Source organism: Mycobacterium sp. DBP42 (genome assembly GCF_005924235.1).
In the GTDB taxonomy this organism is placed as follows: Bacteria; Actinomycetota; Actinomycetes; order Mycobacteriales; family Mycobacteriaceae; genus Mycobacterium; species Mycobacterium syngnathidarum.
The window spans coordinates 54,582-66,733 of the sequence record NZ_VCMY01000013.1; the positions used below are offsets into that span (position 1 = coordinate 54,582).

Genomic DNA, 12,152 nt, shown 5'->3' on the forward strand with positions numbered 1-12,152 from the left:
CAGCGGAGGAGCAAACTGGCCATGGGATTCAGTGCCATCGGGCCATGCTGACATGGGGACGGAGTCTGTGTCTCGGATGTTGGGTATACGTTGGCCTCATGGCGGGCGTGATGGAGCGCTATGAGCGGGTTCGGCTGACGAATCCGGACAAAGTGCTCTATCCGGCCACCGGCACCACCAAAGCCGAGGTTTTCGACTATTACCTGAGCATTGCCGAGGTGATGCTGCCGCACATCGCCGGGCGCCCGGTGACCCGAAAGCGTTGGCCGAACGGGGTCGCGGAGGCGTCGTTCTTCGAGAAGCAGTTGGCGTCATCGGCGCCGGGTTGGCTTGAACGCGGCACCATTGCGCACAAGTCGGGCACCACGACTTACCCGATCGTCAACACCCGCGAGGGCCTGGCCTGGATCGCGCAGCAAGCGGCGCTCGAAGTGCATGTGCCGCAATGGCGGTTCGATTCCGGCGGCGGTCAGGGGCCGGCCACCCGCATCGTGTTCGACCTCGATCCTGGTGAGGGCGTCACGATGCCGCAGTTGTGCGAGGTGGCCCAAGCGGTGCGCGAGCTGATGGGGGATATCGGTCTGACGACGTTTCCGCTCACCAGCGGCAGCAAGGGCCTGCATCTGTATGTGCCGCTGGCTGAGCCGATCAGTTCCCGGGGCGCCTCGGTCCTGGCCAAGCGGGTGGCCGTACAGCTGGAACAGGCGATGCCAAAACTGGTCACCGCCACCATGACCCGCAGCGTGCGCGCCGGCAAGGTGTTCCTGGACTGGAGTCAGAACAACGCCGCCAAGACCACGATCGCCCCGTACTCGCTGCGGGGGCGCGAGCACCCGACCGTCGCGGTGCCCCGCACCTGGGACGAGATCGGCGATCCCGACCTGCGCCATTTGCGGTTCGATGAAGTGCTGCAACGGGTTTCCGATGACGGCGACCTGCTGTCCGAACTGGATTACGATGCCCCCGTGGCTGACAAGCTCACCACCTACCGCACCATGCGCGACGCCGCGAAAACACCGGAACCGGTGCCCAAAATGTCACCGCGGACGGGCGACAACGACAAGTTCGTGATCCAGGAACATCACGCCCGGCGCTTGCATTACGACTTCCGGCTGGAGCGCGACGGAGTGCTGGTGAGCTGGGCGGTGCCGAAGAATCTGCCGGAGACCACCTCGGAGAACCGGCTTGCCGTGCACACCGAGGACCACCCGATGGAATACCTGACGTTCCACGGCGAGATCCCGAAAGGCGAGTACGGCGGCGGCAAGGTCATCGTGTGGGACACCGGTACCTACGAGACCGAGAAGTTCAACGACAACTCACCCGACGGGCCCGACGAGGGCGGGGAAGTCATCGTCACCTTGCATGGCGAGAAGATCCAGGGCCGGTACGCGCTGATTCAAACCGAAGGTAAGAACTGGCTGGCGCACCGAATGAAGGACCAGCAGTCCACCACCCCCGATCCCAAGGACTTCGCACCCATGCTGGCCACCGAGGGTTCGGTCGAGAAACTCAAGGCGACGCAATGGGCGTTCGAGGGCAAGTGGGACGGCTATCGGGTGCTGGTCGAGGCCGATCACGGCCGACTGCAACTGCGGTCGCGTCGCGGTCGCGACGTGACCGCCGAGTATCCCCAGTTTCAGGCGCTGGCAGCCGATCTCGCCGATCATCACGTGGTCCTGGACGGCGAGGCGGTGGCACTCGATGACCATGGGGTGCCCAGTTTCGGCGAGATGCAGAACCGGGCCCGCTCGACCCGGGTCGAGTTCTGGGCGTTCGACATCCTGTGGCTCGACGGCCGGTCCCTGCTGCGCGCCAAGTACTCCGACCGGCGAAAGTTGTTGGACGCGTTGGCGGTCGGTGGTGGACTGATTGTGCCCGAGCCGTTGACCGGCGACGGACCCGAGGCCATGGAGCATGCACGTGAGAACCGATTCGAGGGTGTGGTTGCCAAGAAGCGGGATTCGACCTATCAGCCGGGCCGGCGCTCGGCGTCCTGGATCAAAGACAAGATCTGGAACACCCAGGAAGTGGTGATCGGCGGTTGGCGCCAAGGTGAGGGCGGGCGTAGCAGCGGAATCGGTGCGCTGGTGCTCGGGGTACCGGGCCCCGACGGTCTGCAATTCGCCGGGCGGGTTGGCACCGGGTTCACCGAGAAAGAACTGAGCAAGCTCAAGAGCATGCTGAAACCCCTGCACACCGAGGAATCGCCGTTCGAGGAACCCCTGCCCAAGCTCGATGCCAAAGGCGTCACGTTCGTGCGGCCCGAATTGGTAGGGGAGGTGCGCTACAGCGAGCGCACCTCGGACCACCGGCTGCGCCAGCCCAGCTGGCGGGGACTGCGGCCCGACAAGGTGCCGGATGAAGTGGTGTGGGAATCAGGGCACTAGATGAGCGAACCGTCGACGGCTTCCCGTAGGCCCTTGGTCGCCAGCTCGTCGGCGAGCTCGTTGTCGGCAATACCTGAGTGGCCCTTCACCCAGAACCATTCGACCTGATGTTGCGCGCACGCGGCCTGCAGCCGCTGCCACAGGTCGACGTTTTTCACCGGCTGTTTTGCGGCCGTCAGCCAGCCGTTGCGTTCCCAGCCGAGCACCCACTTGGTGATGCCGTTGCGCACGTAGGTGCTGTCGGTGTGCAGGTGCACCACCACCGGTCGGGTGAGTGCCTCGAGCGCCATGATGGGCGCTGTCAGCTCCATCCGGTTGTTGCTCGTGGTGCCGGGGTCGCCGCCATACATCTCGCGCACGCGCTCACGGTGGCGCAGCACCGCGCCCCATCCGCCGGGGCCCGGGTTGGGCCGGCAGCCACCGTCGGTGTGGATCACGACGACGTCGTCGCTGAGGAGTCCGGCGTCGGTCATGCGCTGAGGATAGGCAACGGAGTCGGTTGGTCTGCGCCCCGACACACGTCAACGGCGGGGAGTCGCCGAGATCACGGCCGTGCGGACCGACATTCCGAAGTCCCTGTTCCGGACCGTGGTGATCCGTCGCCCCGGCTGGACGGCGTCTTTGATCGGGGCGGTGTGCTTGCCGAAGAAGGCGGCGGTTGCGTCGATGTCGTCGACGACGTAGGTGATTCCCCACAGCTTCGACGGACCGTCAGACGCGGTCGCGGGCGATCCGACGACCTCGAGGATCACCTCCCCGAGCCGGAAGAAGACCTGGCGCATCGGCCGGCCACCGAGTTCGGCGTCCCGCTCCCGGCGCGGCTCCACGCCGATGGCACCCAGCGATGAGACGGTGCGGCCGAGGTCGGGGGACAACAGCACGACGTGGTCGATTGCGCTGACACCATTCGGGTGTGTGCCCGCGTGTGCGATGTCTGTGGTTGACCGCAATGTCGGGACGCCGTCGACGTCGTCGAACGATCCCTGCGGTGGCAGACCGCGCAATGACCACCCGACGATGCTGGTGCCGCGATCGTTTCCGACCAGCCGGATGCGAACGCCGCCCACCCGGCAGACCGCGTCGGGATCAACACTGAACCCGGCTCGCACCCAGGCGTCCGGTGGGTCGGCGACGTCGAGCACGTCGACGGTGACGGTCATGGACGTCGAATCTAGCTGGCCGGCTTACTTGCGGGGCGGTCGTAGCACCTTCATCGCCAGTCGCATGACCGGATCGGGCACCCGGTCCTTGGCGGACAGTGCCGTGTTGGCCGCACGGGTGCGCAGTGGGGTGCCGCGACCGAACCACCGGTTCAACGGCCCACCGGATGGCTCCAGGTCCACGTGTAGCGGAGGCTTTCCGTCGGCGGCGCCGAGCGCGTGCGCGATGACGATCCGCTGGATCTCGCTGGTGCCCTCAAAGATCGTGTACAGCTTGGCGTCCCGGTACCACTTCTCGACGGGGTGGTCGGTTATGTAACCCCAGCCGCCCATCGTCTGGATGGCCCGCTCGGTGGTTCTGACCGCAACCTCACTGGCGGCCAGCTTCGACATCGAACCCTCGCCACGCGCGAACGGAACGCCGCTGGCGGCCATCCACGAGGCTCTCCAGGTGAGCAGCCGGGCGGCGTCGATCTGGGTGGCCAGGTCAGCGAGCGGAAACGCCACGCCCTGGTTGTCGATGATCGGGCTGCCGAACGCGACGCGGCGGTTCGCGTACTCGGTGGCGTATTCCAGTGCGGCCCTGGCAATTCCGAGTGCCTGTGCGGCGACCATCGGCCGGGTCTGTTCAAAGGTGCCCAGGGTGGCAGAGGCCGAATGCTGCCCGCCCTCAACGGCTTCGCGTGCCCGCGCCAACTTGTACTCGAGCTTCTCCTGGCCGCCGAGCAGATTGCCGGCCGGTACCCGGACGCCGTTGAACTTGAGCTCGGCGGTGTGCGAGGCACGGCAGCCGAGCTTGTCGAGTTTCCGCACCATTTCCAGGCCCGCAGTGCCGCCCTCCACCACGAACAGGGCTTGTCCCTTGTGGCCGAGGTCTTTGTCGACGACCGCGTTGACCACGTGCACGTTGGCGATGCCGCCGTTGCCGATCCACATCTTGTGGCCGTCGATGATCCAGTCCGCATCTGGCTCCGGCCCGCTCCGGGTGGCATACGTGCGAAGGTTCCGTACGTCGCTGCCGCCCTCGGGTTCGGAGATCGCCAGGGCCGCCAATTTGAGGTCGCCCGGGGTGCCGAAACACTCTGGTGCCCACTGCAGCATCTGTTCTGGTGAGGCGGCCTGGCCGATCGCCGACAGGGCCAATGCCGGCATGACGATGGCCAAGCCGATACCGGCACAGCCCCAGAACAGTTCCTCCATGAACATCGGCAGAGACAGGCCCGTGGGGTCACCGATCAGGTCGCGATAGAACAGCGGACTGTAGAAGCCCTGGGCCGCCGCCTCTTCGAGCACCGGCCAGGGGAACTCCTGGCGCTGGTCATACTCGGCGGCGACCGGTCGGATGACCTGCTCGGCGAACTCGTGTGCCCTTCGGGCCAACTCATGTTGTGCCGCTGTGGGCGTGATGTCGAATGCCACAGCGGAGGGGGTACCCCACTGCGCCGCCGGCCGAACGTTGCGGCCATGCCTTCAGTCGGACGCCTGCCCAGCCGCCGCGATTCGTTGTCGCGCTTCGGCAGGCGAGATCCGAAGCCTTCGGGCCAGGACAGCGGCCGGATCAAACCGCGGCGGTGATGCGGTCTCGGTGGCCACCATCCGGCCGAGCAGCCGTTGTTGCGCCGTCGCCAACCGTTTCTCACCGGCGTCGAGCCGGCTCAAAACCTCGTGGAGCTCCGAGCGTGTGAGGGCGTGCACCGACAGCGCATCGATTTCTTTGCAGGCGGCATTGAGGTGATCGAGGGCTTCACCCACGATCGTCCGCTCGAGATCCCTATCGGATACCAATATCGAACTCATGTTCGGTACGGTACGCCGACCGACCGACAAGTGACGCCGAGGCAGAAACGCTCCGCGACTCCAGCCGCAACAACAATCGGCCGCACAATTGTGCGGCCGATTGCGGACGTGTAATTGCGCCAAACCGCTAGATGCGGTTTGGTGGCTCAAACAATTGCACTGCCTGTTTTATTCCTCACTCAGCAGGCGACGTCAATATATGCCGTCTTTGAAATGACGGTGGTATTGATCGAACTTCCGCCCCTGGAATCGTCGGTGGCGTATGTCTGTCCCTGGCGTACCCCGAGCACGGTGCAGTTGGCCAGTGGCGCGGCACCCGTGCGGTTGACGATCACATGGTATCCGCTGGTCTGAAGGCTCTTTACGGTTTGCTCAGCGGATTGCTCGGTCGGGGCGGCAGCGGCGACGCCCCCGAGGTAAGTGCCGGCGGCCAACGCGCCTGCGGCTAATGTGGCGATGGTATATGACTTCATTTCCCAACCCTCCGTTGCAGGCCGCACCGGAAGTCCCACTACTTCCGGTTGCCACCTATTACGTTTAATTGGCGAAAGGGTTCGAAAATTCCAGAATTCTCAGCTGAAATTGCGGAATTTCTCAGGTTGGGGGTGCCGCAAGATGAGCGGCGGCAAGGCGGTTCTTCCGATCTCGGTGCCCGGGCCCGACGTCGGCTCGGGCGGGTAAAGAAATCATCAGCGGTCACCGTGACGGATCTGTGCCATCGTTGAACCATGAGTACTGACGGGTACAGCGTCGATGACGACGACCAGTTGACTCAGGAGGACACCCTGATGGATCGGGGTGTCGACGACTTGCTCGACGAGGGGTACTCGCCGCCGGATCGCTGGCGGGAGCCTCGGGACCACGAGACCCTCGACGAGCTGTTGGCCGAAGAAGAACCTGACCCCGCGATGCAGCTCGATGATTCCGACCATCCCGACGAGCAAGCCGGCGACGATGAGGTCGGGGACCTGCGTTCGGGGCGGTTGGTGGCCCCCGACGCGGGATTTGGCGCCGACGAAGAGGCAGAACTGCTCGGCACCGACGTCGGCATCGACGGTGGTGCGGCCTCCGCCGAGGAAGCCGCGGTCCACATCATCCCGCCGTCGTCACCGGATGGCGGTCTGACGTTCTGACGCCACCGACACGGTGAACACCAACAGCCCGCCGATGGCCAGGAGTGCACCGGCCGCCGCCGGTGCGGTGTAACCGAGGCCGGCCGCGATCACCAGGCCGCCCACCCAGGCGCCCGTGGCGTTACCGATGTTGAGTGCGGAGTGGTTGAGCGCGGCGGCCAGCGTCTGGGCATCGTGGGCGACGTCCATCAACCGGGTCTGCAGCGCCGGACCGACGGCCGAGCCGGCCGCACCGACGCCGAACAGCAGCGGCAGCGCGGTCCAGGGGCTGTGGGACCCCAGCGAGAACGCTGCCAGCAGCACCGCCAGGGAACCCAAGGACAGGTACAGCGCGCGGGTCACCGAGGTGTCGGCCAGCCGGCCGCCGATCAGGTTGCCGACAACCATGCCGAGGCCGAACACCATCAGCGCAACGGGAACCATCGCGCGAGGCAGGCCGGTCACATCGGTCATCGTGGTGCTGATGTAGGTGTACACCGCGAACATGCCGCCGAAGCCGATCATGCCCACCAGCACCGCCAGCCACACCTGAGGCCGGCGCAGCGCACCGAGTTCGGTGAGCGGACTGGTGACGTGCATGGACCGCAGATGCTCGGGCAGCCACCGCCACTGAGCCGCCAACGTGACCAGGCCGACGCCGACCACGAGGCCGAATGCGCTGCGCCAACCGAGGGCTTGGCCCAGCCAGGAGGCCAGCGGCACACCCAGGACGGTCGCGATGGTGAGGCCGCACAGCACGTACGCCACGGCCTTGGCCCGGTTCTGTGGGCCCATCAGATGGGCGGCGGCCAACGCGGCGATCCCGAAGAACGCGCCGTGCGGCAGGCCCGCGACGAACCGGGCGATCACCAGGGTCGGGTAGGTCGGTGCCAGCATGCTGGCCAGGTTGCCGAGGGTGAAAACCGTCATCAGGGTGAGCAGCAGGGCCTTGCGCGGCCAGCGGGCGGTCAGCGCGGCGATGACCGGCGCCCCGACCACCACGCCCAGCGCATACGCGGAGATGACATGACCGGCGGTGGGCTCGCTGATGCCGAAACCCGCTGCGATATCGGGCAGCAATCCCATCGCGACGAACTCGGTGGTGCCGATACCGAAGCCGCCGAGGGCCAGGGCGAACACCGCGAGCATGCGCACCGTGGGATCAGGTGCGACAACGGCGCGCGGCGGCGGGCCATCCGTTCGGGTCGGACGTTCGAGGGATGTCGTCATTCTCAGGCTTTCCGAGGGGGTACGGATTGGAGCTCTCGGACAGCGTTGGCGAGAACGGCGGGTGCAACGCTAACGGCGCGGCGAGTGTTCCCTCAAATTCATCGTTCGGTGCCCGCCGCATTTCACACGTGGGCTGCTGAGCGGGCGCTCGGTGCGACCCGGGTGTGGAAAACCGCGCAACATCCGGCGCAAAGAAAACCCGCTAGACCTTGGCGATGACGTTCTCGGCGAATTTCTCCAGGTGCCGGATCTTGCGGTCCAGCGGCTCGGGGTCGTCACCCTTGATGTAGGGCAGGCGGAAGCCGACGATCACATCGGTGACACCTTTGTCCTCGAGCCGCTTGATGCCGTCGGGCGTGTACGCGTCGGCCGAGATGACGTGGACCTCAATCGGCCCGGTGCGACCTTCGTCCTCACGAATCTGGTTGAGCCGCTTCAACAGCTCGTCGAGGTCGTCGGTCCCGCCGCCGTGCATCCAGCCGTCGTTGCGGGCCGCGCGGCGCAGGGCGGCCTCGGCGTGCCCGCCGACCAAGATCGACACCGGCTCCGACGGTGCCGGGGTCATCTTGGTCTTGGGGATGTCGTAGAACTCGCCGTGGTACTCGAAGTAGTCACCGGAGGTCAGGCCGCGGATGATGTCGATGCACTCGTCCATGCGCTTGCCGCGTCGCGCGAACGGCACCCCCATCAACTCGTAGTCTTCGGGCCAGGGGCTGGTGCCCACGCCGAGGCCCAGTCGGTTGTCGAACAGGGCATTGAGCGACCCCACCTGCTTGGCCACCAGGGCGGGCGGGCGGATCGGCAGCTTGAGGACGAAGAAGTTGAACTTGAGCGTGGTGGTGGCCGCACACAGGGCCGAGGCCAACACAAAGGCCTCGACGAATGGCTTGCCGTCCAGGAACTCCCGGTTGCCGTCAGGGGTGTACGGGTACTTCGAATCGGATTCGAAGGGATAGGCAACGCTGTCGGCGATGGTCATGGCGTGATAGCCGGCCGCCTCGGCCGCCTGGGCCAGCGGAATGTAGTAGGTGGGATCGGTCATGGCTTCGGCGTAGGTGAACCGCATGCCGTACACACTAGAACGTGTTCTAGTTCTGCGGGGCCGATCGGGCGGGCATGATGACCGCATGCCCGCCTGGCTGACCCCGAACGTCCGGGTGTTGTCGGCGGTGTCCTTCTTGCAGGACACCGCGAGCGAACTTCTCTATCCGCTGCTGCCGATCTATCTGACGACCGTGCTCGGGGCCCCGCCGGCGGTGGTCGGCGCGGTCGAGGGCGCCGCCGAAGGAGCAGCGGCGATGACCAAGCTGGCGGCAGGCCCGCTCGGTGATCGGTTCACCAAGCGGCCCCTGATCGCCACGGGCTATGGCATGGCGGCCCTGGGCAAGGTGATGGTCGCAGCGGCCAGTGCGTGGTCCGGCGTGCTCGCCGGCCGCGTGGTGGACCGGCTCGGCAAGGGCATCCGCGGCGCGCCCCGTGACGCCCTGCTGGTCGCCGACGTCGACGATGCCGCCCGCGGCCGTGTCTTCGGATTCCACCGTGCCATGGACACTTTCGGTGCCGTGATCGGTCCACTTCTGGGTTTGGCGGGCTACGAACTGCTCGACCACCAGATCGCACCGCTGTTGTGGGTGGCGGTGGTGCCCGCGGTCCTCAGCGTGCTTCTGGTGTTCCTGGTGGCCGAGAAACGGCGCACCCGGCCGGTCAACGAGCGCCAGCCGGTCTTCGCCCGGATGCGCGACCTGCCTGGGCGGTACTGGCGGGTGACGGCCGTGCTGGTGGCGTTCGGTCTGGTGAACTTCCCTGACGCGCTGTTGTTGTTGCGGCTCAATGAAATCGGCTTCTCGGTGGTCGAGGTGATCCTGGCCTACGTCACCTACAACGCGGTGTACGCCATCTCCAGTTTTCCGGCCGGGCTGCTGGCCGACCGGATCGGCCGGCTGCCGGTGTTCGGTATCGGCCTGGTGTTCTTCGCAATCGGTTACGCGGGTCTGGGGCTGACCACCGATCCGCTGTTGGCCTGGTTGCTGATCGGGTCCTACGGCCTCTTCACGGGATGCACTGACGGGGTCGGTAAGGCCTGGGTGTCCTCGTTGGTGGGCGCCGACCTGCAAGGCAGCGCACAAGGAGTCTTCCAGGGGCTCAGCGGGTTTGCCGTGCTGGGCGCGGGGGTTTGGGCCGGGCTGGCATGGACTGCGGTTCCAGGTCAGCCCGGCCAATTACCGCTGCTGATCTCGGGCATCGGCGGGGCGGTGTTCGCGGTCGTATTGCTCGGCCGCTCCGTCGTCACCCGGCCGCGCTGACCTCGGAGCCCTCGGCGCCGTCCAACTCGAACGGGGGTTCACCGATCCCGGAGACCGAGTGCGTGCCCTGCGATGTGCGCTCGGTGATGCGGGCGTCGACGGTGCGAGCGCCGATGGTCAGCCGGACCGGACCTGCGGCCACGGTGCTCGGCGCATCGAGAATCGTTCCCCGCCAGTGGTACTTGCCGTCGATCGGATCCAGATGCCCGGCCAGCCGCACATGCACGCGGCGATCGCCGTCACCGGTGTCGAGGATGGCGAACCCGTCGTACACCTCTTCGGTCACACTCCCCTCGGAGCCGGGGGTCGAATCGGCTGACGTAGCCAGTGCCTGCGGTGCCTTGGCGGGGAGGAACCCGGAGCGCCGCCACATGCGGCGTCCGATGCGTCCCATCAGCCCGACCTCTTCGAGGAAGGCCGCCAGCGGCGCGAATCCGGAGATCTGCACCTCGCGACGGTGGGCGCTGGCCCGGGCCACCCGGCGGGCGGCGCGCGCATTCAGGCCGACGCGTGCGTACTGCACCTTGTTGGTGAACAGATAGCGGAAGAAGTACCCGCCGACACCGTTGAGGTTGGCCACCCAGGCCCGGTTGTACCAGCGCATCGAAGGGGTGCGCTGGCGCAAACCGTCGCGGGCGAACTGGATGTGACGGGCCTCCTCGGTGACGTGAATGCGCATGAGGCGTTGCACCATCGGCTGCAATTCGGGGTCGTCCATCATCTGCCGCTGCAGTGAGTCGAAGATTTCCTCACCGATGAGTGCGGCCACCCACAGCACCGAGCCGCGGAAGAAGAACGGCAGCGTGTTGATGATCATGCGCTGGTACAGCCGCGGCCGCACCGGTTTGGCGCCGATCTTGTCGATGGCCTTGCCGAACATCACCATGTGGCGGGTCTCGTCGCCGAGTTCGGTGAGCTCGTAGTGCGTGGAGTTCGAGGTGGGGTCCTGATGCATCATCTTGCGCAGCAGCGCCTGGTTGAGGATGTTCTCGAACCAGATACCCGCCGAGAGCGTGTTGGCCAGCTCTTCGCGCGAAAGCTCGATCTGCTGCTCGCGGGACATGTTGTCCCACAACGGCGTTCCGTACAGGGACACGATCCTTGGCGGCAGGAAGAACTTGTCCGGATCGATCGGCGCCTGCCAGTCGATGTCCACCACCGGCGCGTAGGACTTGCGAACCGAACCCTTGAGCAGGCGTTCGGAGAATGCGTCCCGCCGCGCAGCGTTGGCCGAGCCTCCGCCGGGTCTGACCGAAGTTGTCACCGTTGACGTTCCCTTCGTTTGTGGTCCCTCTCACTTCGACGTTAGGTATCGACAATGCGTGATGTCAATACCCCGGGTATCGGGTACTTCGGGTACCCGGTTTCGGGTCGGTTAACCTTCGACGGTGCGTCGCATCCATGTCATCGGAATCGGGGCCGGTGATCCGGACTTCGTCACGGCTCAGGCCATTGCCGCGCTCAACGACACGCAGGTGTTCTTCGCGATGGACAAGGGTCCGCGTCGCGGTGCGGCAGACGATCTGGTCGCGGTACGCAAACTGATCTGCGATCGCTTCATCCGCACCGAACCGGGAAAACCCGGCTACCGATTCGTCGAATTGGTCGACCCACCGCGAGCCGCGGCCGGCGACGTATCTGGCTACCGCCAGGTCGTCGCGGACTGGCATGCCGAGCGGGCCCGGATCTGGGCGGCCGCCATCGAGACCGAACTCGGGCCCGACGGCGTCGGGGCCTTTCTGGCCTGGGGGGATCCGTCGCTCTACGACAGCACCCTGCGGATCCTGGACAAAGTCTCCGAGTACGTGGACTTCGACTACGACGTCATCCCCGGCATCACCGCGGTCCAGGTGCTGACCGCACGGCACCGCATCCCACTCAACGACGTCGGCGAACCGGTGCTGATCACCACCGGCCGGCAGTTGCGCGAGCACGGGTTTACCGGAAGCGCCGTGGTGATGCTCGACGCGGACTGCTCATTCCAGCAGTGCCCGCCGCAGACCCGGATCTGGTGGGGTGCGTATCTGGGTACGCCTGATGAGTTGCTCTATGCGGGAACGGTCGGCGATATCGGCGACGAAATCGTTGCTGCGCGTACCGAAGCGAGAGCTCGCCACGGCTGGATCATGGACACGTACCTCCTGCGCTCGGCAGACTAGA

12 protein-coding genes are annotated in these 12,152 nt (G+C 66.0%); 4 read left to right on the forward strand and 8 right to left on the reverse strand.

Annotated elements, in window-relative coordinates:
• Positions 1–110 precede the first annotated feature (110 nt).
• Positions 111–2,390 (forward strand): ATP-dependent DNA ligase, encoded by a 2,280-nt coding sequence (locus tag E0T84_RS14735; protein ID WP_110765218.1) that lies wholly within the window; start codon positions 111–113, stop codon positions 2,388–2,390.
• Here the strand turns inward: E0T84_RS14735 and rnhA are convergent.
• The 5 genes from rnhA to E0T84_RS14760 all read right to left on the reverse strand — a co-directional run bounded on the left by rnhA (position 2,387) and on the right by E0T84_RS14760 (position 5,820).
• Positions 2,387–2,863, reverse strand: a complete 477-nt coding sequence (gene rnhA, locus E0T84_RS14740; RefSeq protein WP_070189195.1) for a ribonuclease HI — start codon at positions 2,861–2,863, stop codon at positions 2,387–2,389. The two genes, E0T84_RS14735 and rnhA, sit on opposite strands and share 4 nt — an antisense overlap.
• 48 nt (positions 2,864–2,911) lie before the next feature.
• The gene (locus E0T84_RS14745) at positions 2,912–3,550 is read right to left on the reverse strand and encodes a glyoxalase (protein ID WP_070189194.1); all 639 of its coding nucleotides are present in this window, start codon (positions 3,548–3,550) and stop codon (positions 2,912–2,914) included.
• A gap of 24 nt (positions 3,551–3,574) precedes the next feature.
• Entirely contained in the window at positions 3,575–4,969 is a 1,395-nt protein-coding gene (locus E0T84_RS14750; protein ID WP_070189193.1) for an acyl-CoA dehydrogenase family protein, read from the reverse strand.
• 51 nt (positions 4,970–5,020) lie between these two features.
• The gene (locus E0T84_RS14755) at positions 5,021–5,347 is read right to left on the reverse strand and encodes a hypothetical protein (protein ID WP_070189192.1); all 327 of its coding nucleotides are present in this window, start codon (positions 5,345–5,347) and stop codon (positions 5,021–5,023) included.
• 179 nt (positions 5,348–5,526) lie between these two features.
• Positions 5,527–5,820 (reverse strand): hypothetical protein, encoded by a 294-nt coding sequence (locus tag E0T84_RS14760; protein ID WP_083284538.1) that lies wholly within the window; start codon positions 5,818–5,820, stop codon positions 5,527–5,529.
• A gap of 255 nt (positions 5,821–6,075) precedes the next feature.
• Here E0T84_RS14760 and E0T84_RS14765 point away from each other — a divergent pair, with 255 nt between their 5' ends.
• A complete protein-coding gene (locus tag E0T84_RS14765; RefSeq protein ID WP_070189191.1) occupies positions 6,076–6,480 on the forward strand; it encodes a DUF5709 domain-containing protein in 405 nt (134 codons plus the stop codon).
• Here E0T84_RS14765 and E0T84_RS14770 read toward each other — a convergent pair.
• Together E0T84_RS14770 and E0T84_RS14775 are read right to left on the reverse strand one after the other, a co-directional pair.
• On the reverse strand, positions 6,454–7,689 hold the full coding sequence (locus E0T84_RS14770) for an MFS transporter (protein WP_070189190.1): 1,236 nt from the start codon (positions 7,687–7,689) through the stop codon (positions 6,454–6,456). The genes E0T84_RS14765 and E0T84_RS14770 overlap by 27 nt on opposite strands.
• A gap of 202 nt (positions 7,690–7,891) precedes the next feature.
• A complete protein-coding gene (locus tag E0T84_RS14775; protein ID WP_070189286.1) occupies positions 7,892–8,755 on the reverse strand; it encodes an LLM class flavin-dependent oxidoreductase in 864 nt (287 codons plus the stop codon).
• A gap of 61 nt (positions 8,756–8,816) precedes the next feature.
• Here E0T84_RS14775 and E0T84_RS14780 point away from each other — a divergent pair, with 61 nt between their 5' ends.
• Positions 8,817–9,992: an MFS transporter gene (locus E0T84_RS14780; protein WP_138744795.1), complete on the forward strand. Its 1,176-nt coding sequence runs from the start codon at positions 8,817–8,819 to the stop codon at positions 9,990–9,992.
• On the opposite strand, the gene E0T84_RS14785 is transcribed toward E0T84_RS14780, so the two are convergent.
• On the reverse strand, positions 9,976–11,256 hold the full coding sequence (locus tag E0T84_RS14785; RefSeq protein WP_070189188.1) for a diiron oxygenase: 1,281 nt from the start codon (positions 11,254–11,256) through the stop codon (positions 9,976–9,978). The genes E0T84_RS14780 and E0T84_RS14785 overlap by 17 nt on opposite strands.
• Positions 11,257–11,380: 124 nt before the next feature.
• On the opposite strand from E0T84_RS14785, the gene cobF reads away from it, so the two are divergent.
• Entirely contained in the window at positions 11,381–12,151 is a 771-nt protein-coding gene (gene cobF, locus E0T84_RS14790) for a precorrin-6A synthase (deacetylating) (RefSeq protein WP_070189187.1), read from the forward strand.
• Position 12,152: the final 1 nt, after the last annotated feature.

Excerpts from the sequence above, each read along its gene's own strand:
- E0T84_RS14760 (WP_083284538.1), bottom strand. The coding sequence starts at position 5,820 with ATGAAGTCATATACCATCGCCACATTAGCCGCAGGCGCGTTGGCCGCC.
- E0T84_RS14780 (WP_138744795.1), top strand. The coding sequence starts at position 8,817 with ATGCCCGCCTGGCTGACCCCGAACGTCCGGGTGTTGTCGGCGGTGTCC.
- E0T84_RS14775 (WP_070189286.1), bottom strand. The coding sequence starts at position 8,755 with ATGCGGTTCACCTACGCCGAAGCCATGACCGATCCCACCTACTACATT.
- E0T84_RS14745 (WP_070189194.1), bottom strand. The coding sequence starts at position 3,550 with ATGACCGTCACCGTCGACGTGCTCGACGTCGCCGACCCACCGGACGCC.
- E0T84_RS14770 (WP_070189190.1), bottom strand. The coding sequence starts at position 7,689 with ATGACGACATCCCTCGAACGTCCGACCCGAACGGATGGCCCGCCGCCG.
- E0T84_RS14755 (WP_070189192.1), bottom strand. The coding sequence starts at position 5,347 with ATGAGTTCGATATTGGTATCCGATAGGGATCTCGAGCGGACGATCGTG.
- rnhA (WP_070189195.1), bottom strand. The coding sequence starts at position 2,863 with ATGACCGACGCCGGACTCCTCAGCGACGACGTCGTCGTGATCCACACC.
- E0T84_RS14765 (WP_070189191.1), top strand. The coding sequence starts at position 6,076 with ATGAGTACTGACGGGTACAGCGTCGATGACGACGACCAGTTGACTCAG.
- E0T84_RS14735 (WP_110765218.1), top strand. The coding sequence starts at position 111 with ATGGAGCGCTATGAGCGGGTTCGGCTGACGAATCCGGACAAAGTGCTC.